This window comes from Sedimentibacter sp. MB35-C1 (genome assembly GCF_030913635.1).
Lineage (GTDB): Bacteria > Bacillota > Clostridia > Tissierellales > Sedimentibacteraceae > Sedimentibacter.
Genome location: NZ_CP133188.1, coordinates 1,708,758 through 1,732,053 on the forward strand (window position 1 = coordinate 1,708,758; position 23,296 = coordinate 1,732,053).

Consider the following 23,296-nt stretch of genomic DNA (forward strand, 5'->3'; position numbering starts at 1 on the left):
ATATGGAGGGTCACAATGACTGTTAAATGGAATGGAACTAATTTATTAAAAACTATCGCTGAGAATGAAAAATCAGCTGCAAATCTATATAGAGCTATAGCTAATGAAGCAAGGATTGGGGAGAAATTTTTCGAGCAATTAGCAAGTGATGAAGAAAGACATGAAAAAATATATAATGCATTATTAAATAAATTTCAGGAAAATATTGAAATCGAGATTGAACAAAGTGATGCAGAGTATGTTGATATGCTTATTGAAAGCAATTCCTTGTTTGATGAAGAACTTATTGAAAATGCGAGAAAAATATATACTAAGAGTCAGATATTCGATATTGCCGAAAAGGCTGAAAGAGATGCCGTTTTATTTGTAAGTGAGTTGCAGAGGCTGTATCCTGATATGGCTTCAGATGAAGTAGCAATAATTTTAAATGAAGAAAGAAAGCATCTGAAAAAAGTTTTAGAAAGAAAAAAGGAAAGCCAGCCTATGTTTGGCAGAGGAATGTAGCAAGTTAAAGTATGAATATGCAATTAATCAGAAAGCATCTTTTAAGGTGCTTTCTGGTTGTTAACTTATTTATTTGTATTATATTTTTTCTGCAAGGTCATTTTTATACGGCATATTGGAATATTTATATTTTGCCCTTAACGCAGAGAAAATTTTCTTACAATCTGCATCTGTAATTTTGTTTGCAACTAAATTTAATTCTGCGATTTTACTTATTTCGCTGTTCTTATTCTGAAGAACAGTGCTTATATGCCATGGTGTTTCCAGAAGCATCCTTTTATCATATTCAAATTTTTCGGCATTTTTATATTTTGTATCGCTGAAATCCAAGTCTTCAATATCTTTAATAAGTAATGGAACTTCCTTTTCTTCAAGAACAATTCTTACTAATTTCTTTTGCTTTTCTGAACCGCTTATTTCTTTCATTTATTTAAAAGTCTCCTTAAAGTTTTGTTTATTGGCTAATTATACTATTAAAAATTGTAAAAATGCAAATAATTATTTTGCAGTAAAACTAAATTGATAATGATTATTTAAAGTGTTATGATAATATGAAAACTTCACTAGATATTTTTTATATATTTTATAAAAATTAAGGTTAGATTAAGGTAGTTTATGGTAACATAGTACGTTGCGCATATATTTTACGGTAATTGGTTTCTTAAACCTAACAATATGATAAATGACGGGAGTGATATTTTGAAAAAATTAGTTCCTTTTATGAAAAAATATACGAGTTATGCAGTGTTATGCCCTATTTTGATGATAACAGAAGTAGTTGCTGATATTTTAATACCGTATCTAATGTCACTGATAGTTGATGTGGGAATTGCCAACCGGGATGTAGGCTATGTGGTAAAAATAGGCGGCATTATGATTTTGGCTGCTTTGATTGGGATGATATTGGGAGTTATAAGTTCATATTTCGGGGCGACAGCCGGATACGGGTTTGCTGCCGAGATAAGAAAAGCTGTATTTAAAAAAGTTCAGGACTTTTCGTTTACTAATCTTGACAACTTTTCTGTTTCGTCCTTGATTACAAGATTGACAAATGACTGCAATACACTTGGGCAGGTAGCTATGATGAGTCTTCGAATGGCCGTAAGAGCGCCGTTTTTGATGATATTTGCACTTATTATGGCTTTTAGAATCAATGCGCGGCTGGCAAGTGTATTTATGGTTTCCATACCGCTGACGGTTATTTTGCTGGGTATAATTATGACTAAGGCAAGACCGCTGTTTATAAAAATGCAGTCACGTGTTGACAAGGTTAATGCAATAATTCAGGAAAATTTAATAGGTATAAGGGTAGTTAAATCATTTAACAGGCAAAAGCATGAAGAACAAAGGTTTGAGGAAAGGAATGATTTGCTCAGAGATACCGCATTAAAAGCAATATCCATCGTTATTTTCCTTATGCCTGTGTTGACAGTTGTAACATATGCAACAATTATAGCAGTTTTGTGGTTTGGCGGCAAGCAAGTGGTTGCAGGAACCATGGGAAGCGGAGAATTGGTTTCTTTTATTACGTACATCACTCAAATATTAATGTCTTTGATGATGCTTTCGTTCTTTTTTATGCAGTTCTTGCGAGGCGCGGCTTCTGCTTCCAGAATTGTTGAGGTTCTAGAGACGGAATCAGAAATAAAAGAAGAACCTGATCCTGTTACGGAAGTTAAAGATGGTTCCATAAGCTTTGAAAATTTAAGCTTTGCATATCCATTAAGTTCAGACAAAGCATTAAAGAATATAAACCTTGAGATTAACTCCGGAGAAATTATAGGAATAATAGGCTCAACTGGTTCGGCAAAATCAACACTTGTTCAGTTGATTCCAAGGCTGTATGATGCAACCGAAGGAGTTGTAAAGGTAAGTGGGGTTAATGTAAAGAATTACAGCCTTAATACACTGAGAGATAAGGTTGCATTTGTGCTTCAAAAAAATGTTCTGTTTACCGGAACTATACGAGAAAACATGCAATGGGGAAATGAAAATGCTGATGATGAGCAGATTATCACTGCATTGAAGCACTCTCATGCATGGGAATTTGTATCAAATTATGAAGATGTGTTAGACCACAAGGTCGAGCAGGGAGGCGACAATTTTTCGGGTGGACAGAAGCAAAGGCTTACAATTGCCAGGGCACTGATTAAGTCCCCGAAAATCATAATACTTGATGATTCAACAAGTGCAGTTGATATGACAACAGATGCAAAGATTCAAAAGGCATTTAAGGAAAATCTCAGCAATGTTACAACAATAATTATAGCACAGAGGATTTCTTCAATACAGCGTGCCGATAGAATACTCGTAATGAATGAAGGGAAATTAGAGTCTGTGGGAAGCCATGAAGAATTGATGAAAAACTCTCCTATATACAAAGAAATTTATGAATCTCAGCAGAAAGGGGTGGTTGGACAATGAAAAAAGTGAAGAATGAGGATCAAAATTATCCTAATGGAAAAAGTGCGGGTATGAAAGCTCCGAGACAGCTTCGTCCAAGAGATCCAAAAAAGACACTAATAAGACTGTTCAGCTATTTCAAATTCAACAAACTGTTGTTTTTCAGCGGGATATTTTTTATAGTGCTGGGATCAATTGCGGAGATAGGAATTAACGGAATGCTTAGCCCTGTAATTGATACACTGGTGGGAGATTTCAACAGAGAAAAGTTCATAACATATATTGCAATAATGATTGTAATGGTTTTAGTTGTTGCTTTTTCACAATATGTTGGGAATTTGTTTATGGCACGCTTGGCGCAGAAAACAGTGCATAAAATTCGTGAGAACATGTTTGAGCATATGGAAAAGCTTCCTATATCATATTTTGACGGCCACACACACGGAGAAATGATGTCTACATTTACAAATGATGTTGACATGCTGAACCAATCTCTGGAACAAAGTGCATCTCAAGTTTTGATTTCAATTATAACAGTTATAGGAACATTTATTATGATGATGGTTTTGAGCCCTGTTATGGCGTTGACAGTAGTAATTATTCTTGGGATAATGCTGGTCGTTATAAAAAATATAGGGAAAATATCTTCAAAGAACTTTCGCAGTCAGCAGGCTGCTTTGGCAGAGATGAACGGGTATATCGAAGAAATGATGTCGGGACAAAAAGTTGTTAAGGTATTTAACTATGAAGAAAGAGCAATAAATGATTTCAATGAAAGAAACGAGAATTTAAGAACCGCAAGCACTCGTGCATCAACGTTCGGTGTAATGATAATGCCTATAATGGGCAACCTGTCTTATGCTATGTATGCGGTTGTATCAATACTTGGTGCATACTTGGTAATGGTCAGCAGATTCAGTATAGGCAATATGGCTTCTTTCTTGCAGTATACGAGGACTATATCACGTCCTATAACCCAAGTTTCAAATCAGCTGAATACATTATTTGCTGCATTGGCAGGTGCTGAAAGAATATTTAATGTGCTGGATGAAGAAATAGAATTAAATGACGGCGATGTAAAATTAGTTGAAAAATGTGATGGAAAAAAAGATTTGTGCTGGAAAGTGCCAGCGAAAAACGGAGAATATGAACTGGTTTCACTGAAAGGAAATGTAACCTTTAAAGATGTGGACTTTGGGTATGTGCCTGAAAAACAGGTCTTGAATAAAATTAATCTTTATGCTAAACCGGGTCAGAAAATAGCATTTGTAGGTTCAACCGGAGCAGGCAAGACTACCATAACAAATCTCATAAACCGATTTTATGAAATAGATAATGGTAAAATTTTATTTGACGGAATCGATATTAAACGAATTAATAAATTTGATCTCAGGAGTACCATGAGCATAGTGTTGCAGGACGTACATTTATTTGAAGGAACTGTTGCGGAGAATATAAGATACGGAAGACTTGATGCTTCCGATGAAGATGTAATTGCAGCAGCTAAGCTGGCAAATGCACATTACTTTATAAAGCATTTGCCTAATGGGTATGAAACTCTACTGACAGCGGACGGCCAAAACCTTTCACAGGGAGAGAGACAGCTTCTTTCAATAGCAAGAGCTGCTATAGCAGATCCTGCAATCCTCATACTGGATGAAGCCACATCTTCAGTTGATACAAGAACGGAAAAGCTGATATCTGAGGGTATGGATAAGCTTATGAATGGAAGAACTACTTTTGTTATAGCTCATAGGTTGTCAACGGTTCGTGATTCAAATGCAATAATGGTTCTTGAAAATGGTAAAATTATTGAACGTGGAGATCATGAAGACTTAATGAAACAAAAAGGGCGATACTACGAACTTAACATGGGAGTTACAGAACTGGAATAGCAAATAAGGAAGGCATATAACTGCCTTCTTTTTTTTATATTAATAAATTATTAAAAGTAGTCATATATACATATGGATAAATATATATTGTTTATAGGGAGTATTATATATTAGAGGAGGAGCTATGAGAAGGTTTAAAAGCAAGTTGTCAAATAAGTTATCAACAAAATTTTCAAAACCAATTGACATAAACAGAGAAGAGCTTAAAAACAATATTCTGACTATAGGATTATTTGTTTTTATAATAATAACAACATTTTGGCTCATAGACATGGTATTTGGACTGTTAAGCGACTCAATAAATTTTGCTGAAATAAAAAATACGCTGTTATTAATAAGGGATTATGTATTATGGTTTGTTTTGGCACTGCTGTACATTCTTGCTGCCAGAAAAAAACATTTTAACAATGAATCTGTTATTGCGTTTACCTCATTAGGGTCAATTTATACTGCTGTAAAGCTGTATATGGCGGATTTGGGGGCTGCATGGATATTTGTGGTTGAGTGGATTATAATTACAATGGCAATTTACAACATTGTTAAAATTGTATTTTCACATTTCAGGCCTGTATCAGAGTAAGGATTAATATATCATATCTAGTATCAAATATTAAATACTCGTAAAAGAGGGCAACCAAGCTGTAAAATGGCAAGGTTGCCCATGCTCTCGTATTAATCAAGTAATTTTAGCACAGTAATTTACTAAAATTAATGTCGTTTTTGTCCTACTGGAATTCTATGCACTGTATACCATTTTTCCGTCTACATATGTTTTGATAATATGTGTTTCAAGTATTTCTTCATCGTCGTTTAAATTGAACAGATCTTTATCCAAAATGATAAAATCTGCAAGCTTGCCCTTCGATATTGATCCCTTTATTTTTTCTTCTCCAGATGCATAGGCTCCTTCAAGCGTATAAGATTTTATTGCTTCGTACATACTCATTTTTTCATTTGGAAGATAAGTTTTTTTCTCGTTTTCTGTAATGTTTTTTCTTGTAACAGCAGAGTATATATTCGGCATCGTGTTGAGAGCTTCAACAGGGCAATCGGTTCCGAACGGGGTATGGATACCTTTATCAATCATTGTTTTCCATGCATAGGATGTTTCGGCAATTTTATTTCCTACTCTGTTTCGAACTATATCCATGTCATAATCAATAAATATTGGTTGTACAAAGGCAGTTACGTCAAGTTTTTTAAATCTGTCCAGGAGTGCATTATCTGTTATCTGACAATGTACGATGCCGTGCCTTGGATTATGTTCAGGGGCTTTTATTTTAGCATACTCTATTGCATTAAGAGACATTTCGATAGCTCTGTCTCCTATTCCGTGTATTGCTACGGGACAATCATTTTCATGGGCAAGAAGAACTGCGCTGTTTAATTCGTCCTGGCTGAACAATTCTATACCATTTGTCGAAGGATCATCGTTGTAGGGGGTTCTCATTGCTGCAGTCCTAGCTCCCAATGAACCATCACTTAAAAGTTTTATGCAGTTTACACGGTATTTTTCGCTGCCGTATCCAAATCTGTATCCCTTATCAAAAAAGTTTTGAATCTCATCTGTAGTTTGCAGCAGGCACTGCTCTCCTATTCTTATATTTAGTTTAGTTTCCTGCTCCAGCTCGTTATATGCTCTAAACAGCAGATCATAATTATTGCCTTGTACATACCCGAAATCGTCTGTTTGAACAGATGTAAGTCCCTGAGCCAAGGCTTTATCCTGAGCCTCGCATATTATTTTTTTTAAGGAAATTAAGTCTAGTACAGAAGTATTGGCCTTAACTTGTTCAAGTAAATTTTCCTTTATTACTCCGTTTGGTTCACCGTCAGGCATTAATTCAACAAGGCTGCCGTATTGAGGAGCAGTGGACTTATCAAGGTTTATTATTTTCATTGCAGCAGAGTTAAGAACACCTATGTGAAAACATGTACGGAGTATCAGCGTAGGAACTTCACCTGTTATATCATCCAGATCAAATTTTGTAGGAAATCTTTTTTCTGTGAAATAATCATGATTCCAACCTTCGCCTACCAGCCAGAAATTATCTTCGGGCGTTCTTTCCTCAAGCCTTTTTTTCAGTCGGCTTCTGACATCCTGCAGGCTTTTTGTGCCAACCAAGCTGACACTGCTCAAACTTTTGGCAAAATGCACAAAGTGCATGTGGGAATCATTGAATCCTGGAAGAACTAAGTGACCGCACAAATCAAATTCCGAATAGCTGCAGTTTCTTTTGTTTAAATATTCCCTGGCACCTTTCTCGGTTCCGACATATTCGAATCTATTACCGTCAACTACAAATGAATCTGCTTTGGAATTTAAACTTTCAACTGTGTGGATGTTTCCGTTTTTAAACATTGATACCATGTTTTACCTCCGTTTATGATCCGTTTAATTTATCAATAATTATAATACCATATTTCGGCAAAAAAGTTTATTATTCTTATTTAACAAATTTTCGATTATAATTTTAAATAAATTATTATATTAAATTTTCTAAATAAGCTTATTTATTTGCTTAGGTTTTGATATAATTATAATTATAATTTTGAAGTTTATTGCGCAGCAATGAGAGAAGCATATAACTAAGAAGTTGAAACAGAGGAGAGGAATTATGAATAAATATGATGAAAGAGATACTATGTTTTCAAGGATGAATCTTAAAGAGGGTAGTGAATGCTATAAATACTATTATAATAAGAATCCTTCTATGAAAGAAAAGGATGATTTATTGAGAAGCCTTCCTGATATGGGAACCGAAGGCTCCGCAATGTACAACAGTATAAATTCGCCTATGGTTGATGCTGCTTTTAAATACTTAAGTGATATAAGAAAATTTAGTGAAGGAAAAGTGTCTGAAAACAAATCAGAAGTAAATCCGGCTTTAATAACAAAAAAGATCAAGGGATTGGCCGAGCTTTACAATGCAAAATTGGTTGGTATAACGGAATTAAAGGATTACCATTATTATTCTCATAGAGGAAGGCATGAAGAAAACTACGGGGATAAAATTGAAAAAAAGCATAGGTTTGGAATTGTATTTGCAGTGCCAATGGACTTGGAAATGATTATGAGAGCCCCAAAGCTATCTGAAGCTATTGGAGTTGTAAAGGGCTATGTGGAAGCTGCAACTATCGGAATGATTTTGTCTTACTATATAAGAGAGCTTGGATATGATGCTAGAAATCACATGGATGGAAATTACCTGATAATTGCACCGTTGGTTGCAATGGATGCAGGTTTGGGAGAGTTCGGAAGAAATGGGCTCATTATAACCAAAGAGTACGGGCCATGCATCAGACTTGGTGTTGTGTCCACAGACATGCCGCTTATACCTGACGAAAGAAAGAGTTTTGGAGTTAGAGAACTATGCAGAGATTGCGGAAGATGTGCAAGAACGTGCCCGGGGAAGGCAATTTCAAAAACAGATATGGAGGAAAAGGACGGGATACTAAGGTGGAAAATAAATTCCGAAGAGTGCTACAGAAGATGGAGAAGTTTAGGCACAGATTGTGCAATATGCATTGCAAATTGTCCGTTTACGTATGGGATATCTGATGAATTAGTTTCTAATATTAAAACTTCAAATAAGGCAAGAAAAACTATTTTAGAGAATTTTGATAAAAAATACGGAATAAGACCAATAATCAGAGAAGAGGCTGATTGGCTGAAATAAGTAATTAAAAAATTAAAGCGGGGATGTTGATATTTATTTTTATTTGCTAATTGTAAAAATTGAAGTATAATGTAAAATATATATTATTAGAAAAAATTGGGGGATTAGCGTGGATTTAGAAGAAAAGAAACAATTATATAATGCTGTTTTGAATAATATTTCGGATGAGTTAATTATTTTTGAAAAAAATGGAGCCTTAATTAAATTCAATGAAAAGATAAGGACAAATAAAATCGATAATTATGATAACGTTTACACACTTATTGAAGAGATTGAGATTTATGATAAAAATGGAAAGATAATATCAAATGAAAATAAAATATTCAACAGGGTATTAAAAGGAGAACGAGTAATTAATGAAACCTACGGGATAAAAAGCAAAGATGGTTATTTGAGAAAAGAGGTAAGCGGCATTCCGATATATGGAATTGATGGTAAAGTAACAGCAGGAGTGGTAATTTATAGGGATACATCAAAAAAAATAATATTTGAAGAAATGTTATCAAAAAAATCGGAAGATGAAACATTAAACAAAATAGTGGAAAACCTTGATTTGTGCTTTGTAAGGTTCGCATACCCCGGCTACGAAGTTGTAGAGCTTAACAATAAAGCATTAAACTTGCTGTATCAAATAAACGGCAATATGTCAGATTATCTGTCGTTAGATAAACTAAGTATATACAACTTTACTTCTTCAAAAGATTTAGTTAAATTAATAGAAAAATCATTTGATGAAAAAGAAAGCTATCAGGATATCTATAAGTTTGTTATTTCGGGGCAGGAAGTATATTATAAATTTCTATACCAGCCGCTGTATGGGATTAATAAAACAATTAATGAGGTTATTTCCATTGGTCTTGATGTAACAAAAGACACTAAATCACAGATAAAAATGAAAAAGGCTCTTAAGATTCAAGATGAGATTTATGCAAATGTATCTCACGAGCTTAAAACTCCGTTAAGTGTTATATTTTCAGCAAATCAGATGATGGATATGTATATTAAGAGCAGCAATATTAAAAATAACAGTAAATTAATAGAATACAATAACATAATAAAACAAAATTGCTACAGGCTTACAAAATTAATTAACAGCATCGTAGATATAGCTAAAAAAAATTCTAATAATTTTAGTTTAAATATAAGAAATGAAAACATAATTGCAATAGTTGAAAATATTGTTCGCTCTGTAACCGAATATGTTAAATTACGCCAATTAAGAATAGTGTTCAGCTCAGATATTAATGAAAAAATTATTGCGTGCGATTCCATGCAGATTGAAAGAATTATGCTTAATCTTATATCAAATGCACTAAAATTTTCTGACATAAACAGTGAAATATTTGTAAACATAGAATGTAAAGATAATAAGGTAGTAATATCGGTTAAGGATCAGGGAACAGGGATTGAGCCGGAACATTTAAAGCATATTTTTCAAAGATATTACCAGGTAGATAAATCTTTAAACAGAAATGCTGAAGGAAGCGGTATAGGACTGTCACTTACAAAGCTGCTTGTGGAATTACATGGAGGAACTATATATGCCATAAGCAAAGTTGATGTGGGAAGTACATTTATAGTAGAACTTCCTGACAAAAAAATTGATGACAGCAAAGATATGAAGCTTATAAAAAATGAAAATAACAAAATTGAAATGATAAAGATCGAATTTTCTGATATTTACGATATTTAGGATTTTACAGCTATAATATGGAAATCCAAATACTAGTAAGTTTTTAAATTATATTGACAAATCTAAAAATTAATAATAAAATATATTTAGATAATTATCTAAATGTCTAAATGAAAGGATTTGCTATAAATGGGATTTCAAGAAAGTTTTAAGGCATTATCAGACCCGACCAGGCGCCGCATAATAGAATTATTAAAAAATAACAAGATGACAGCAGGTGAAATAGTTGAGCATTTTGAAATGACAGGAGCTTCTATCTCGCACCACTTGTCGATATTAAAAAATGCAGGTTTGATTATAGACGAAAAACATGGGAAATATATTTATTATGAACTAAACTTATCGGTGGTTGAAGAAGTAATGACATGGCTTGCTTCATTAAAGGAGGAAAAGAAGCATGAATAAAATATTTAAGAAAGAAAATTATAAGCAGTGGATTTTATTTTTGGTAACATTTTTGATAGCCTTGATCTCGTATAGTTATCTTCCAGAACAGATACCTGTTCATTTTGATATAGCTGGTAATGTTGATCGATATGCGGGAAGAATATATATTTTTCTTGCCCCGTTTGTAATTCTTATAATGAATATATTTGCCGAATTATTCAAAAATGTTGATCCAAAAAGAGAAGCTTATAATAAATTTAATAAGCAGTATTACATGATTTTCTTATTGGTATCATTGTTAATGATGATAATTCAGCTGTATACAATAGCTTTCAGTTTAAATATTAAAATCATGAACATAAGTATACTGATGCCTTTTGCTGTAGGATTATTATTTGCTATAATCGGAAACTACATGCCTAAGTTCAAGCAAAATTTCTACGCAGGTATACGAACAAGCTGGACTCTTTCAGATGAAGAGGTGTGGTTTAAAACACATAGGCTTGGAGGTAAAATATGGTTTGCGGGCGGGATAGCGATGATGGTGTCGGCAATACTTCCGTCTTACTTGAAAATGAAGGTTTTTCTGGGAATAGTAATTATCATAACACTGATTCCAATTATATATTCATATATTGCATACAAAAATAAATTTAAGTAAAATACGGAAATTTGAAACAGACAGTAGTGATATGATACTTCCAAAGTAGACAGTCCAATTAATTAAAATTAGATCATCTACTTGGAGGTATTTTTTATGGGAAGAAAAGTGAAGTATAGCAAAGAAGTAAAAATTAAAGCTTGCAAAGATTATGAGAAAGGTCATACCAGTCTTCAAGGAATTGCAGATGAAATTGGAACTACAAGAGAAGTTGTGCGTCAATGGTATCTAAGATATAAAGAACACGGGCCTAATGCTCTTGATTCATCAAGTAGAAACCAACCATATAGTAAGGAATTTAAGCTGTCAGTAGTAGAAGAATATACTTCAGGTACTTATGCACTAGTATACAAATGGACAAGGGCGTATATAGACAGGGACTTGAAGCACTAAGATATCAAAAGCGTGGACCAAAGGCAAAATCTGAAGTTTATGAAAGTAATTTAACAGAAATAGACAAACTAAAATTAGAGCTAGAAAAAGAGAAAGCATTAAGAAAAAGAAGAGAATTTGAGCTTGAAGTTCTTAAAAAAAAAGAGGAAATCGAACGACAACTTCGCTCTCGAATGTTTTGGGTATTACAGCTAGAATTAGAATAAAGAAAGTTAATCGTTACAATGAAAAAAGATTTCAAAAAAGACTAAGATGCATGGCTCCTTTAGAATATCGAAACCATGCATCCAAATGTGCATAAAATTTTTAATTAAATTACCTGTCTACTTGACGAAGGTCAGTTCAAGTTGTCTGCTTTTAAAATTATTGTTATAATAAGTTTTCTTTTATGACTCTTGGGCTAATCCAGCGCATCATGTTTAACTTTGAGCCTGCTTTGTCATTGGTACCTGAGAGCCTTGAACCTCCAAATGGCTGTTGTCCCACAACTGCTCCGGTAGGCCTTACATTGATATAAAAGTTGCCTGCTGAATGAGTGAGTACCTTTTGCGCTTCTTCTATGGCATATCTGTCGGTAGAAAATATTGAACCTGTAAGCCCGTATTTTGAAGTGCTGTCACATAACCTTAAGGTTTCACTATATTTTTCATCTTCATATAAATAAATTGTCAGCACAGGACCAAATATTTCTTCTTCCATTGTTTTAAATTTTGGGTTATTAGTAAGAATTATTGTAGGTTTAATAAAATATCCTTGGCTGTCATCGTACTTACCGCCGGCCAGAATTTCAGCTTCCGCAGATTCTCTTGCATATTCGATGTACTCAACTATAGTATTGAAAGCTTTTTTATCTATAACCGCACCCATAAAAGTATCTATTTCTTCAATATTACCGACTTTTATATCATTAGCTTTTTTTATTAGATCGTCCTTTATATCATCCCACACGCTCTTTGAAATGTAGGCACGTGAAGCAGCAGAGCATTTTTGTCCTTGATATTCAAATGCTCCGTCAATAAGACCTTTAATCAGGCTCTTTCTGTTGGTAGACGGATGCGCTATAACAAAGTTCTTTCCACCTGTTTCACCGACAAGTCTTGGGAATGTCCTGTAATTTGCAAGATTGTTGCCGACACTTGCCCATAAATCGCAGAATACTTGTGTTGAGCCTGTGAAGTGAATACCGCTTAAATATTCGCTAGACAATACTGTGCTGCTGATTACCCCTGCATTTCCTGGAATGAAGTTAATCACGCCTTCTGGCAATCCTGCTTCCTGCAGCAATTTATAAACGGTATAAGCTGAGTACACAGAGTTTGATGCAGGCTTCCATAATACTGTATTCCCTGCCATAGCAGGAGCACTCGGAAGATTTGCGGCAATCGAGGTAAAGTTAAATGGAGACACCGCGAATACAAAGCCTTCCAAAGGTCGGTATTCTGTTCTGTTCCAAACTCCTTTCGATGATATTGGCTGATCGCTGTATATTTGCTGTAAAGCATGCGCATTAAAATTTAAAAAGTCAATTAATTCGCAGGCAGAGTCTATTTCAGCTTGCTTATATGTCTTACTTTGAGTAAGCATAGTTGCTGCATTTAGTTTTGCTCTCCACGGGCCTGATGCTAATTCTGCCGCTTTAAGGAATATTGAAACTCTGCTTTCCCAAGGGATGCTTTCCCACTTGCTTTTAGCGTCTAAAGCTTCTTTAATTGCCAGCTTGGTCTCTTCTTTTCCGGCTTTGCAGTATTCGCCGATTATTTTGTTGTGGTCATGAGGAAGTCTGCATTGCCCTTTATCAGACGTTCTGATTTCTTTACCGCCGATAATTATAGGTATATCTAAAGATGAATTTTTCATTTTAGTTATCTCAGCTTCTAGCTCCGCACGTTCATTGCTGCCAGCAAGATATTTTAATATGGGTTCATTTTTAAATTTTATTTCTTTTAGAATGCTGTTCATAGAGACTCCTTTATTGGTATTTTTTAAACAAAAATATTTTTATATTAAATATATATAATAATTGTACATTAATAAACATAAAACATCAATAAAAAAACGAAAATATTAATTTTTTTCAAAATTTAAAAACGTTTCGAAACGTAAAAAACTTTGAATTTGAATGTTTAAGAATTAATAATGAGGCAATAATGTAAAATGCAATAATTTAAATATTTATTGCATTTGTTTATTTATTTAAAATATAGCAAATTATAGCTTTGTGCTGGTGTGGCGGATAATTTGACAATTAAATATCTGAAAGTCAAATAATATACCGAAGGTTATTGCATAAGGTGCTGTGGTTGTAGTAAAATATAAACGACAAATGTTTTATAATCTTATTAAGAAGGGGAAAACTATGGAAAAAATCAGAAGTAACAATTTATTTAATTCAAAGCCGGATGATAATAGACTTCAAAAGGAACTGGATACATATGAAATGCTGGATAAACTAGGTATTGAATTTTCCGGAACAGATCATGAAGCTGCAATGACAATGGAGGGTATTCAATCGGCAGAAGAACTTCTTGATGTAAAAGTTAGCAAAAATTTATTTCTCTGCAATTCGTCCAAAACAAAATTTCACCTGTTGATAATGCCGGGAGATAAGAAATTTTTAACTAAAAAACTTTCAAGCCAGATAAATAGCCCCAGACTTTCATTTGCAAGCGGGGAATACATGGAGGAATATTTAAATATTACTCCTGGCTCATTAAGTATTTTTGGCCTTATGTATGACAAAGAAAATAAGGTGAATCTTATAATTGACAAGGATGTGTTGAAAGATGAATATTTTGGATGTCATCCTTGCATTAATACGTCAACGCTTAAGATAAAGACCTCAGATTTGCTGGATAAATTTCTTCCATATGTAAAGCATGAAGCATCCTTTGTGGAATTATAGCTGCTGCCTACAAGTAAAAACATATGAAGTACATCAAAGTGCAAAATATATGTAAAGCTGATAACATGTGTATCAGCTTATATTTTTACTATTTTAAAAAGGTATGCTATCGGTTGGTTCGTAAAAAAACTCATAATGTGAGAGGGGACTTTCTTCTCTTTCTATATGGCGAAGGTTAATTTGATAAGAAGTAGTTATATTTGGATAAATTTGGATATCAAAAACAAACGCTCCAAAGTATCCTTCGGCTTGAACCGAAAACATGTACATTTTAATATAATTTGGATCATTAGGATGCTGTAATTTATTTAAAGTCGGCAGTTCTATTATCGGAGAATGCCCGTTAATTCCTGTTCCTACGGTTGCCATTAACTGGCCTTCGCCTTTTTCATGGTATTGGCCGGTTATAGTCAGCAAGTAAACATGTATCATTGCATTTTCAACAGGATTAGTTTCTACGTTATTATAAACGCTTATTTCTAAATAACCGGTTTCTCCTTTTTGGCTGCTCGCATTTTCTTTACTATCAGAGCCAGGAGGTACATTGTTTTTTTTGGCAATTATGTTTCTGCATCTGTAAGGCTTTGGATTCCTATTCAAAACTATCCTCCTTCTATCGTATTAGACATCACAATACTATGTTTATTATATGTACGCACAACTAATAAGATACCTTCCTTTGATTTAGTTTTTAACGTATATAAAATATAAGTTTTAAAAGTTGCCTTAATATGGTAAAATATACATGAAAAGTAGTCGGCACCGTACAAAATTATCTAGCAATTAAAATACTAGAAATCAAATATATGGAGGTAGTTATGGTTACATTTGACGACTTTGCAAAAATAGATATAAGAGCAGGTGAAATAATTAAGGCGGAGTTTTTTGAAAAAGCAAGGAGACCGGCATATAAAATGGTTATTGACTTTGGAAATGAAATAGGAGTAAAAAAATCAAGCGCACAAATAACTGATTTATATGAAGTTAATGACCTTGTAGGGAAACAGGTGCTTGCAGTTGTCAATTTCCCGCCGAGGCAGATTGCAGATTTTATGTCTGAAGTCCTTGTTCTCGGAACATATTCAAAGGATGGCGTCGTCTTGATACAGCCTGACAGAATTGTTGAAAAAGGTGACAAACTGGGGTAATTATTCATTATTATGATTAATTTTCTTGTTTAGCTGCTTTTAAAACGGATATAAGTAGTAATAGGAGGGGATGTTATGAAAAAGATACTTGTTCCGGTTGACGGTTCAAATGCATCCATAAGCGCAGTCAAAAAAGCTATTGAATTAGGAAGACAATATAATTCAGAAATAAAACTATTATCTGTGGTTAAAGCATCTGAGCATAGGGGAACAGCCAAAAATGAGAACTTGTGGAGCGCAGTTGACGGCTCTGCAATAGTAAACAGTGCTGAATTGGAAGATAAGCTGGAGAGCAAATATATCGAAAATTCTGAAACGCTTTTGAAGCAGATAGTAACTAAACTAGATTTCAGAGGAACCAAGGTTGAAACAGAAGTGCTGACCGGAGATCCCTTTGAAAAAATTATTGAAACTGCACAAAAAGGATATTACGACCTTATTGTAATGGGAAACAGAGGTTTTTCCAAAATTAAACGTTTCTTTGTTGGATCTGTAACGCAAAAAGTTATTTCTGAGTCTCCATGTCCGGTACTTGTAATCAGAAGCAGCTTTGAGCCATAATGGTTTATGTCTATAAAAACTATCATTATAATTATACTTTAATGATAGTTTTTTGTTTGAAAGTTTGTTGTTGAACAAATATGTATTTGATATAATTTAAATATAGTTGATTTACTAAGGAATACTTACAAGGAGGATTTTATGAAAAATTTAGTAGTGTATTACTCCAGAAGCGGAAACACAAAAATTGTTGCAGAAGAGATATCAAAAATTATCGAATGTGAACTAGAGAAAATAGAATTTTTGAACGATATAGGATCTGTGCGTGCGGCATTTACGTCACTGATTGGGTGTAAAGCAAGGATAAAGCATTTAAATATCGATCCTAAGAAATATGACAATATATTTATTGGCTGTCCGGTTTGGGCCGGAAAAAGTGCGACTCCGATGAATACATTTTTAAATAATTTTGATTTTACAAACAAAAACGTATTTATTTTTATCACGCAGGCTGACTCTAAAACACCTGTTAAAGTATATGAATCTATTTCTAAGAGGGTAGCTGATAAAGGAGGTAATGTGGCTGACATGTTTTTTGTTCAAACTAACATGAAGAGTCTGATTTCATCACAACAAGCAATGGAGGCTGCAACAGAATGGATAAATAAACTGCGGTTAAAATAGGATAGTGCGGTTAATAGAAGAATGAGCTGCAGAGGTTTATAATATCATTAATATATTGAAATATTTGTTCTAATATAATATAATATCACTACTATAACTGTTCCAGCGAGTGAGGAAATCATGATGGACAAAGAGGTTAACGAGCAAACGTATTCTGCTCATAGTATGTGCTTGAAGGAAGACGGCTTTTATAAACATTTGTTTGAAGAGCTGCCTATTGGTTATGCATTTTTAAAAATACTTTTTGATGAGACAGGCATTCCAACAGACTATGAATTTATAGAAGTCAATGCAATTTTTGAAAAAAGAACAGGGTTTAACAGAAAAGATATCATTGGAGAAATGCTCTCTGAAGTTTTTAAACACATGAACAAAAGTGAACTTGACAGAGTAAATTTTTATGCGAAAAAGACCCTGTATGAAGGAAAGCAGGAGTTTGAATTTTATTTCGGCATTGTGAATAAATGGTACAGAGTAAGTATGTATTCTCCCAGGGAAAGTTATCTGGCAATGTATTTCACAGGAATAACAAATGAAAAAAAGCAGTTAGAAGAACTTGAACAAAGCAGGAGAAGAATGAAAAACATTATTGAGGCTACTAATGTTGGGACATGGGAAAAGAATATGCTTACAGGCGAGTATTTCTACAATGATAGATGGGCTGAAATTTTGGGGTATACTTTGGAGGAATTGTCTCCTATAAGCAAGTCTACATGGCAGAGACTGGTGCACCCGGACGATTTAAAAAAGCAATTTATGATAGATGAAAAAATGTACAATAAAGAAATAGATTATTACGATGAAGAATATCGAATGATACATAAAAACGGAAGAATCGTATGGATACAAGATAAGGGAAAAGTTATATCGTGGACTGAGGATGGAAAGCCTTACATTATAAGCGGAACACATACAGATATAACATCAAAAAGAGAAGAGCAGGAGCAGATACTTTATTTAAGCTACTGTGACCAGTTGACAGGCTTATACAACAGAAGGTTTTTTGAAAGCAAACTTATCGAAATGGATTTGCCAAAAAATTTACCTATTACACTGATTATGGCTGATGTGAACGGACTGAAGCTTGTAAATGATTCCTTTGGACATAACCTTGGGGATGAATTGCTCAAAAAAGCTTCTGATATTATAAAAAAGGGGTGCAGAAAGACAGATATTGTAGCAAGGCTTGGAGGGGATGAGTTTGTGGTTATATTAACCAATGCATGTTCAATGCAGGCTGAAAGAATAATTAAACGAATTAATTCTATTGCTTCAAAAGAAAAGGTCGGCGCTATAGATATCTCTATTTCATTTGGATACGAGACAAAAAACAGTGCAAACGAAAATATTCAGGATGTGTTTAAAAATGCCGAGGATTACATGTACAGACATAAGCTGTACGAAAGCTCAAGCATAAGAAACAAAACAATTGACCTAATAATGAGCACATTGTATGAAAAAAGCAGCAGAGAAATGCAGCATTCCAAAAGAGTGAGTGAAATATGTGAAGCTTTGGCCGAAAAAATGAAATTTGACAGGGATAAGATAAATCAGATAAAAATAGCAGGGTTAATGCATGATATAGGCAAAATGGGCATAGACGAAAAAATTCTTAATAAAACTCTAAGGCTAAGCGATGATGAACAGAGGGAGATAAAAAGGCATCCTGAAATCGGATACAGAATCTTAAGTTCGTCAAATGACTTTTCCGAAATTGCCGAATACGTTTTGAAGCATCATGAAAGATGGGATGGGAATGGCTATCCTGGAGGCTTTAAGGGAGAGGAAATATCTATACAGTCGAGAATTATAGCGATTGCAGATGCATATGATGCTATGACAAGTGACAGGCCCTACAGAAGGGGTATGAGTTCAGAGGAAGCACTGAAGGAATTAAAAAGGTGCTCGGGCACGCAATTTGATGCTGATATTACAGAAATATTTATTAGTATGATTAAAGAAGCACAGACATCCAAATGCTGATGAATGTTGGGTTTGTTTAGCATGCGGTGATAAGTGGCATTCGTTTTACAAATGGTAAATTTTTTATACAAAAGAGCATTTTGCTCTTTTTTGTTTGCAATATTTACATATGTTTTACTCCGTAAGGGTTTTTAGTTTACTTATGCAACGTAAAATTTCATATGTGTTCCTTTATCAAATACGCTGGTTATAGCGCAAAATGAAAATTTGCTGGATGAGATACTTAAATATAAAAAATAAAAATAATTTCAGTTTTGACTTAATACAGTATATCTGATTCTACAGACTATGCTGTTTTTTTATGTCAGGAATTCATATAAAATAATAAATAGTTTTCAAATTATGAAATTTACTTTATAATAGAGATATTACTAAAGTAAATTTACATAAATGAAGATAGGACTAGAAGGGGAAATTATTGATGAAGACTATTATTTTAACAGACTCAAGCTGTGATTTGTCGCGAGAATATTTAGATGAGAATGGTTTGGAAGCTATACCTTTCCCATATACTATAGGAGAAAAGGGATATGTTGATGATTTTGGAAAATCTCTCAGCTACGATAGATTTTATGACGAGCTGAGGCATGGAGCAATGCCTTCTACTTCACAAATATCTGTGTATAATTTTGAAAAAGTATTTAGAAGATATATAGATGAAGGAAAAGCAGTTATTTATATAGGGTTTTCCTCGGCTCTGAGCCAAACATTCAATAATTCCATACTTGCCAGAAACAATATACTTGATGAAATTCCTGATGCGAATATTGCGGTAATTGATTCGAAAAGTGCTTCCATAGGCCTGGGCGCAATAATTTTTTATGCCAATAATCTTTTAAAGAATGGAAAATCATATGGCGAAATTATTGAGTGGGTTGAAAACAATAAACTTAGATCCAACCATTGGTTTATTATTGACAGTCTGGATCATTTAAAAAGGGGCGGTAGGATATCTGCTGCCGCTGCTGCAGTAGGAAGCATGCTTGATGTCAAGCCTATGCTTAATGTAGATGACGAAGGAAAATTAAATATTATCAAAAAAATAAGAGGAAGAAAAAAAGCACTGAAAGAATTGCTTGATAAACTTCAATTGATTGAAACCCCAGAAGAGCAAGTGGTTTTTATAAATCATGCCGATTGTGCTGAAGACGCGGAGCATCTGAAAGAATTGGTTATGAAAAGGGTTAAGGTAAAAGATGTGGTTATTAATAATATAGGACCTATAATTGGATCGCACACCGGGCCAGGGATGATATGCCTCGTATTTATGGGAGAAAAAAGGTAAAATTCGTAAATTGCGCAAAACAAGGAAGAAAATGATTTATATTTTTTGGTTTGCCTTGATTTATGTGCATAGTTTTGATAATATAACTATTTATAACAGCTTGTAATACATAATTTAATTTGAGGATGGCTATGGATAAATTAAAGAAAATGATAATAGACCGCGGTGAAATAAGGGAAGGCAATGTTCTGAAGGTTGACAGCTTCTTGAATCATCAGCTTGATATAGGCTTCTTATACGAAATGGGAGAAGAGCTGCACAGGCTTTTTAAAGACAGGGATATAACGAAAATATTGACAATTGAAGTAAGTGGTATTGCAATAGCTTCGATGGCTGCATTGTGCTTTAACGTTCCGGTTGTTTTTGCAAAAAAAACTGAAAGCCTTAATTTAGATAAGGATATATATAATGGAAAAGTTTTTTCTTACACAAAGAATAAGGAATATAATATCATGATAAGCAAAAAATACTTAAATAGCGAAGATAAATTGCTTATAATAGATGACTTTCTTGCAGAAGGAAATGCTATGAAAAGCTTGATTAAACTGGTGAATGAAAGCGGTGCGTCTGTTGAAGGTATCGGCATTGCCATAGAAAAAGGATTTCAAAAAGGCGGGAGCTATTTAAGAAATGAAGGCTTTAATTTAAAAAGTCTTGCAATTGTAGAAGATATGAAGAACGGAAAAATTGTTTTCAGGGAAGATTAATCCAAATGAACATTGTGCTGAATATTTTATATCATATTGATTAAACTAAAAAAAGACTGATAATCAGTCTCTTACTTACAATGGAGGTAATGGTTTAACTATGGATAAAAATTACTGCATAGCTAATATGAAGGAAAATGACTGCGAATATTTCAAACGCATGGAAGAACAAATGAAAATGGAATTAGGCAGAGATATTGTTTTAATTGCCTGGGAGAAAAATAAGTAAGTTGTAAATAAATAAGACCGTGTAAGCGGTCTTATTTATCGATGATTCATTAATACTATTCATACAGATTGCATATTTCATGTATTTTATTAAGTAAATTCCACGTTTGTCTGTCTAATTTTCCGGTTTCGAGCAAGTAGCTTGACCTTTGGAACATTTTAACAGCTTCTTCTGTTCGTTCATCAAATACTCCGTTCAAATCAATATCTGGATAATTTTTATATTTTTTATGATAGTTTTTTAGTATTATTTGTAATATATAAATTAAATTGCAACTGTCGACTCGTTTGTATGACTCAACATTTTTTGGAAAGCAACATACTGGGCTTGGAGTATTGATACAGTGCATACAGTTCGCATGTTCCTTATTGAGAGTGCTCCATGTAGAAAAGTCAACCTTTCCGGTAGCGGGGAGATTAAATTTTTTTTGAAATTCCTTTACTGCAAGTTCAGTTTCTCCGTTAAATTTTCCGGTGGGCAGTACTTTAGGGATATCTTGATGTATATTAGAAATATCTCTCAATTTAAATTGTATTTCCAGAACAGGATTTGCAGCTTTCACAGCGTCTAACTTACTTTTCATTTTTACCTCCTTTATATATACATTAGCCGGCACTGGTATCTTATTTATTTTTTCTTCTACTTTCTGAGAACCGGAGTTAGATTTATATTAAATTGTGTTACTATATCAGGATATATTTCTACGTCTATAACAACGGTTGTATGATATCCCGGCGATTCAATAACAAGATGATACTCTGAAGAACCATTCTCTGTAGGTGTTTCCATATTATGCAATACAGGCAGATTTAATTATTAACCTCCAATATCACTCCCGGGGAATTGACCTATATTTCTTGAATTCCCAAATCTTAGATTTCTATATATAAGTATTATTCTGTTCCAAGTGTATTGATCCACCACACCCGTTTCATCTATTCCAAAATAATTTTGAAAGTCTCTTACGGCCTGTTCTGTTTTTGGTCCGTACACTCCATCGGGATCTATGGGAGGCAATCCTTCAAGTACAGAACCTATATATGCCAGGTATTGTTGAAGTATATATATTTCCGGCCCTTCAGAGCCCAGTTGGAATACGGTGCCGGGCCATAGCAGAGAAGGAAGAGCGATGGCAGTCGGCGGCAGTGTCTCGAGTATTCCTTCAACAGCGTCATACATGGCATTCCATGTTTGTTCGTCTACAATTCCTGTTATGGGAAGCCCAAATGTGTTTTGAAATTCCATTATGGATGTTCTCGTAAGAGTATCTAATATACCGCTGATATCAACCGAAGGAATTGTATTATAATATGCGGACAAAACGTTAAGAAAATACTGAACTGCCTGAACTCTCGGTACTACCTCCTCGGATCCCGGCGTCGGTGTAAATTGAGGAATTTCACTCAGCATAATACCTTGTGAAGTTAATTCGGCCAAGGATGTTACTGCAGTGTATATTCTTCGAATGCTGTACCAGGTCGGTTTATCTATGATACCTGTAACCGGGAGGTTAAAAATTCTTTGAAATTCTTCTACGGCTGCTTGTGTTGGTTCGTCAAATGTTCCTGTGGGACTTGGAATTTTCGGTATTGCCGGATAATTTGTGGAAATTGTATTAAGCGAAATTTGCATCAGAAGCACATAGGGGTTGTTGTCCCCCAGCTGAAGCGGAATTCCAGGAAATGTTTCATATGCTTCAGCTAATGGAGTATCGGTTCTTAAATCAATATTATCCCCGTAATAATATTGAAGAATCTCATATGGTGTATAACCTTGCTCAGATAAATCTACTGAACCCCATTGAAGTAGCCCGGGGCATTGTGAAATACGACCGTCGCAGAATTGTGCATAAAGAGGTTCAAGACGTCCTTGTTTTACGATGTAACTGTCAAATAAATCATCAACAATAGCTGCAACGTTGTCGAATATTCCTCTGTTTGGAACGAAGGCCTGGTCGTAACGGGTATCGTTGGTAATATCAAAATTGTACCCTCTTGACCTGTACCACTCAGTAAAGACTCTGTTTAATGCTGTAGAAACTATGGCGTATACATTTGCTCTCAGAGCCTCTTCAGGCCATGTGGGATATAATTCACTGGAGGCAACATTTTTTATATAGTCTAAAAAAGATACCGTTACGTTTTCGGCAACTTCATCCGGAGATCCCAGATGAACTGTTATTGCGGCCGGTATTACAACTTGTGTTAATCCCGGAATTTCTATACTCATTATAGCACCACC

At 34.2% G+C, this 23,296-nt stretch carries 26 protein-coding genes; 19 read left to right on the plus strand and 7 right to left on the minus strand.

Going from position 1 to position 23,296, the window contains the following annotated elements; translation table 11 throughout:
- Window positions 1-15 precede the first annotated feature (15 nt).
- Window positions 16-504, plus strand: coding sequence for a ferritin family protein (locus RBQ61_RS08080; protein WP_308139976.1), 489 nt, complete (start codon window positions 16-18; stop codon window positions 502-504).
- Window positions 505-582: 78 nt separating this feature from the next.
- Here RBQ61_RS08080 and RBQ61_RS08085 read toward each other — a convergent pair whose 3' ends face one another.
- Window positions 583-930 (minus strand): hypothetical protein, encoded by a 348-nt coding sequence (locus RBQ61_RS08085; RefSeq protein WP_308139977.1) that lies wholly within the window; start codon window positions 928-930, stop codon window positions 583-585.
- 273 nt (window positions 931-1,203) lie between these two features.
- Here RBQ61_RS08085 and RBQ61_RS08090 point away from each other — a divergent pair, with 273 nt between their 5' ends.
- The 3 genes from RBQ61_RS08090 (at window position 1,204) to RBQ61_RS08100 (ending at window position 5,382) form a co-directional block, all read left to right on the plus strand.
- On the plus strand, window positions 1,204-2,928 hold the full coding sequence (locus RBQ61_RS08090) for an ABC transporter ATP-binding protein (protein ID WP_308139978.1): 1,725 nt from the start codon (window positions 1,204-1,206) through the stop codon (window positions 2,926-2,928).
- On the plus strand, window positions 2,925-4,802 hold the full coding sequence (locus RBQ61_RS08095; protein WP_308139979.1) for an ABC transporter ATP-binding protein: 1,878 nt from the start codon (window positions 2,925-2,927) through the stop codon (window positions 4,800-4,802). The genes RBQ61_RS08090 and RBQ61_RS08095 overlap by 4 nt, the downstream gene beginning before the upstream one ends.
- 124 nt (window positions 4,803-4,926) lie before the next feature.
- Window positions 4,927-5,382, plus strand: a complete 456-nt coding sequence (locus RBQ61_RS08100; RefSeq protein WP_213924269.1) for a hypothetical protein — start codon at window positions 4,927-4,929, stop codon at window positions 5,380-5,382.
- Between the two features lie 156 nt (window positions 5,383-5,538).
- Here RBQ61_RS08100 and RBQ61_RS08105 read toward each other — a convergent pair whose 3' ends face one another.
- Entirely contained in the window at window positions 5,539-7,173 is a 1,635-nt protein-coding gene (locus RBQ61_RS08105; RefSeq protein ID WP_308139980.1) for an amidohydrolase, read from the minus strand.
- 247 nt (window positions 7,174-7,420) lie between these two features.
- On the opposite strand from RBQ61_RS08105, the gene RBQ61_RS08110 reads away from it, so the two are divergent.
- From RBQ61_RS08110 to RBQ61_RS17635, 7 genes are all read left to right on the plus strand, one after another.
- Window positions 7,421-8,482 (plus strand): 4Fe-4S dicluster domain-containing protein, encoded by a 1,062-nt coding sequence (locus RBQ61_RS08110; RefSeq protein ID WP_308139981.1) that lies wholly within the window; start codon window positions 7,421-7,423, stop codon window positions 8,480-8,482.
- 109 nt (window positions 8,483-8,591) lie between these two features.
- The gene (locus RBQ61_RS08115) at window positions 8,592-10,175 is read left to right on the plus strand and encodes a HAMP domain-containing sensor histidine kinase (protein ID WP_308139982.1); all 1,584 of its coding nucleotides are present in this window, start codon (window positions 8,592-8,594) and stop codon (window positions 10,173-10,175) included.
- A gap of 129 nt (window positions 10,176-10,304) precedes the next feature.
- Complete coding sequence (locus RBQ61_RS08120; protein ID WP_213924265.1) at window positions 10,305-10,580, plus strand: autorepressor SdpR family transcription factor; 276 nt, start codon at window positions 10,305-10,307, stop codon at window positions 10,578-10,580.
- Window positions 10,573-11,223 (plus strand): SdpI family protein, encoded by a 651-nt coding sequence (locus RBQ61_RS08125; protein ID WP_308139983.1) that lies wholly within the window; start codon window positions 10,573-10,575, stop codon window positions 11,221-11,223. The genes RBQ61_RS08120 and RBQ61_RS08125 overlap by 8 nt, the downstream gene beginning before the upstream one ends.
- A 96-nt stretch (window positions 11,224-11,319) precedes the next feature.
- Complete coding sequence (locus RBQ61_RS08130) at window positions 11,320-11,616, plus strand: transposase (RefSeq protein ID WP_308139984.1); 297 nt, start codon at window positions 11,320-11,322, stop codon at window positions 11,614-11,616.
- Complete coding sequence (locus RBQ61_RS08135) at window positions 11,577-11,822, plus strand: hypothetical protein (RefSeq protein WP_308139985.1); 246 nt, start codon at window positions 11,577-11,579, stop codon at window positions 11,820-11,822. The genes RBQ61_RS08130 and RBQ61_RS08135 overlap by 40 nt, the downstream gene beginning before the upstream one ends.
- A complete protein-coding gene (locus RBQ61_RS17635) occupies window positions 11,795-11,917 on the plus strand; it encodes an IS3 family transposase (RefSeq protein WP_374049903.1) in 123 nt (40 codons plus the stop codon). The genes RBQ61_RS08135 and RBQ61_RS17635 overlap by 28 nt, the downstream gene beginning before the upstream one ends.
- 68 nt (window positions 11,918-11,985) lie before the next feature.
- On the opposite strand, the gene pruA is transcribed toward RBQ61_RS17635, so the two are convergent.
- Window positions 11,986-13,575: an L-glutamate gamma-semialdehyde dehydrogenase gene (gene pruA / locus RBQ61_RS08140; RefSeq protein ID WP_308139986.1), complete on the minus strand. Its 1,590-nt coding sequence runs from the start codon at window positions 13,573-13,575 to the stop codon at window positions 11,986-11,988.
- 397 nt (window positions 13,576-13,972) lie between these two features.
- Here pruA and RBQ61_RS08145 point away from each other — a divergent pair, with 397 nt between their 5' ends.
- Window positions 13,973-14,518, plus strand: coding sequence for a prolyl-tRNA synthetase associated domain-containing protein (locus RBQ61_RS08145; RefSeq protein WP_308139987.1), 546 nt, complete (start codon window positions 13,973-13,975; stop codon window positions 14,516-14,518).
- Between the two features lie 93 nt (window positions 14,519-14,611).
- Here RBQ61_RS08145 and RBQ61_RS08150 read toward each other — a convergent pair whose 3' ends face one another.
- Entirely contained in the window at window positions 14,612-15,118 is a 507-nt protein-coding gene (locus tag RBQ61_RS08150) for a hypothetical protein (protein ID WP_308139988.1), read from the minus strand.
- A 218-nt stretch (window positions 15,119-15,336) separates the two neighbouring features.
- Between RBQ61_RS08150 and RBQ61_RS08155 the strand changes: the two genes are divergently transcribed.
- The 7 genes from RBQ61_RS08155 to RBQ61_RS08185 all read left to right on the plus strand — a co-directional run bounded on the left by RBQ61_RS08155 (window position 15,337) and on the right by RBQ61_RS08185 (window position 21,055).
- Window positions 15,337-15,666 carry a tRNA-binding protein gene (locus RBQ61_RS08155; RefSeq protein WP_308139989.1) on the plus strand — a complete coding sequence of 110 codons (330 nt, stop codon included), beginning with the start codon at window positions 15,337-15,339 and terminating at the stop codon, window positions 15,664-15,666.
- A 75-nt stretch (window positions 15,667-15,741) separates the two neighbouring features.
- Window positions 15,742-16,227, plus strand: coding sequence for a universal stress protein (locus RBQ61_RS08160; RefSeq protein WP_308139990.1), 486 nt, complete (start codon window positions 15,742-15,744; stop codon window positions 16,225-16,227).
- Between the two features lie 141 nt (window positions 16,228-16,368).
- Window positions 16,369-16,851, plus strand: coding sequence for a flavodoxin (locus RBQ61_RS08165; protein WP_308139991.1), 483 nt, complete (start codon window positions 16,369-16,371; stop codon window positions 16,849-16,851).
- A gap of 120 nt (window positions 16,852-16,971) precedes the next feature.
- The gene (locus tag RBQ61_RS08170) at window positions 16,972-18,834 is read left to right on the plus strand and encodes an HD domain-containing phosphohydrolase (RefSeq protein WP_308139992.1); all 1,863 of its coding nucleotides are present in this window, start codon (window positions 16,972-16,974) and stop codon (window positions 18,832-18,834) included.
- A gap of 421 nt (window positions 18,835-19,255) precedes the next feature.
- On the plus strand, window positions 19,256-20,119 hold the full coding sequence (locus tag RBQ61_RS08175) for a DegV family protein (protein ID WP_308139993.1): 864 nt from the start codon (window positions 19,256-19,258) through the stop codon (window positions 20,117-20,119).
- Window positions 20,120-20,250: 131 nt separating this feature from the next.
- Window positions 20,251-20,826 (plus strand): xanthine phosphoribosyltransferase, encoded by a 576-nt coding sequence (locus RBQ61_RS08180; RefSeq protein WP_308139994.1) that lies wholly within the window; start codon window positions 20,251-20,253, stop codon window positions 20,824-20,826.
- A gap of 100 nt (window positions 20,827-20,926) precedes the next feature.
- Window positions 20,927-21,055, plus strand: coding sequence for a hypothetical protein (locus RBQ61_RS08185; RefSeq protein WP_308139995.1), 129 nt, complete (start codon window positions 20,927-20,929; stop codon window positions 21,053-21,055).
- Between the two features lie 55 nt (window positions 21,056-21,110).
- Here the strand turns inward: RBQ61_RS08185 and RBQ61_RS08190 are convergent, their stop codons facing one another.
- From RBQ61_RS08190 to RBQ61_RS08200, 3 genes are read right to left on the minus strand one after another with little or no spacing between them, the layout of a single operon-like run.
- Window positions 21,111-21,638, minus strand: coding sequence for a peptidoglycan-binding protein (locus RBQ61_RS08190; RefSeq protein ID WP_308139996.1), 528 nt, complete (start codon window positions 21,636-21,638; stop codon window positions 21,111-21,113).
- A 56-nt stretch (window positions 21,639-21,694) separates the two neighbouring features.
- On the minus strand, window positions 21,695-21,844 hold the full coding sequence (locus tag RBQ61_RS08195) for a hypothetical protein (protein WP_308139997.1): 150 nt from the start codon (window positions 21,842-21,844) through the stop codon (window positions 21,695-21,697).
- A gap of 27 nt (window positions 21,845-21,871) precedes the next feature.
- Window positions 21,872-23,284: a peptidoglycan-binding protein gene (locus RBQ61_RS08200; RefSeq protein WP_308139998.1), complete on the minus strand. Its 1,413-nt coding sequence runs from the start codon at window positions 23,282-23,284 to the stop codon at window positions 21,872-21,874.
- Window positions 23,285-23,296 lie beyond the last annotated feature (12 nt).

Coding starts and splice junctions, on each gene's coding strand:
- RBQ61_RS08170 (WP_308139992.1), top strand. CDS start 16,972: ATGATGGACAAAGAGGTTAACGAGCAAACGTATTCTGCTCATAGTATG.
- RBQ61_RS08100 (WP_213924269.1), top strand. CDS start 4,927: ATGAGAAGGTTTAAAAGCAAGTTGTCAAATAAGTTATCAACAAAATTT.
- RBQ61_RS08105 (WP_308139980.1), bottom strand. CDS start 7,173: ATGGTATCAATGTTTAAAAACGGAAACATCCACACAGTTGAAAGTTTA.
- RBQ61_RS08095 (WP_308139979.1), top strand. CDS start 2,925: ATGAAAAAAGTGAAGAATGAGGATCAAAATTATCCTAATGGAAAAAGT.
- RBQ61_RS08125 (WP_308139983.1), top strand. CDS start 10,573: ATGAATAAAATATTTAAGAAAGAAAATTATAAGCAGTGGATTTTATTT.
- RBQ61_RS08195 (WP_308139997.1), bottom strand. CDS start 21,844: ATGGAAACACCTACAGAGAATGGTTCTTCAGAGTATCATCTTGTTATT.
- RBQ61_RS08145 (WP_308139987.1), top strand. CDS start 13,973: ATGGAAAAAATCAGAAGTAACAATTTATTTAATTCAAAGCCGGATGAT.
- RBQ61_RS08165 (WP_308139991.1), top strand. CDS start 16,369: ATGAAAAATTTAGTAGTGTATTACTCCAGAAGCGGAAACACAAAAATT.
- RBQ61_RS08110 (WP_308139981.1), top strand. CDS start 7,421: ATGAATAAATATGATGAAAGAGATACTATGTTTTCAAGGATGAATCTT.
- RBQ61_RS08135 (WP_308139985.1), top strand. CDS start 11,577: ATGGACAAGGGCGTATATAGACAGGGACTTGAAGCACTAAGATATCAA.
- RBQ61_RS08080 (WP_308139976.1), top strand. CDS start 16: ATGACTGTTAAATGGAATGGAACTAATTTATTAAAAACTATCGCTGAG.
- RBQ61_RS08200 (WP_308139998.1), bottom strand. CDS start 23,284: ATGAGTATAGAAATTCCGGGATTAACACAAGTTGTAATACCGGCCGCA.
- pruA (WP_308139986.1), bottom strand. CDS start 13,575: ATGAACAGCATTCTAAAAGAAATAAAATTTAAAAATGAACCCATATTA.
- RBQ61_RS08190 (WP_308139996.1), bottom strand. CDS start 21,638: ATGAAAAGTAAGTTAGACGCTGTGAAAGCTGCAAATCCTGTTCTGGAA.
- RBQ61_RS08085 (WP_308139977.1), bottom strand. CDS start 930: ATGAAAGAAATAAGCGGTTCAGAAAAGCAAAAGAAATTAGTAAGAATT.
- RBQ61_RS08160 (WP_308139990.1), top strand. CDS start 15,742: ATGAAAAAGATACTTGTTCCGGTTGACGGTTCAAATGCATCCATAAGC.
- RBQ61_RS08180 (WP_308139994.1), top strand. CDS start 20,251: ATGGATAAATTAAAGAAAATGATAATAGACCGCGGTGAAATAAGGGAA.
- RBQ61_RS08155 (WP_308139989.1), top strand. CDS start 15,337: ATGGTTACATTTGACGACTTTGCAAAAATAGATATAAGAGCAGGTGAA.
- RBQ61_RS08120 (WP_213924265.1), top strand. CDS start 10,305: ATGGGATTTCAAGAAAGTTTTAAGGCATTATCAGACCCGACCAGGCGC.
- RBQ61_RS08185 (WP_308139995.1), top strand. CDS start 20,927: ATGGATAAAAATTACTGCATAGCTAATATGAAGGAAAATGACTGCGAA.
- RBQ61_RS08130 (WP_308139984.1), top strand. CDS start 11,320: ATGGGAAGAAAAGTGAAGTATAGCAAAGAAGTAAAAATTAAAGCTTGC.
- RBQ61_RS08175 (WP_308139993.1), top strand. CDS start 19,256: ATGAAGACTATTATTTTAACAGACTCAAGCTGTGATTTGTCGCGAGAA.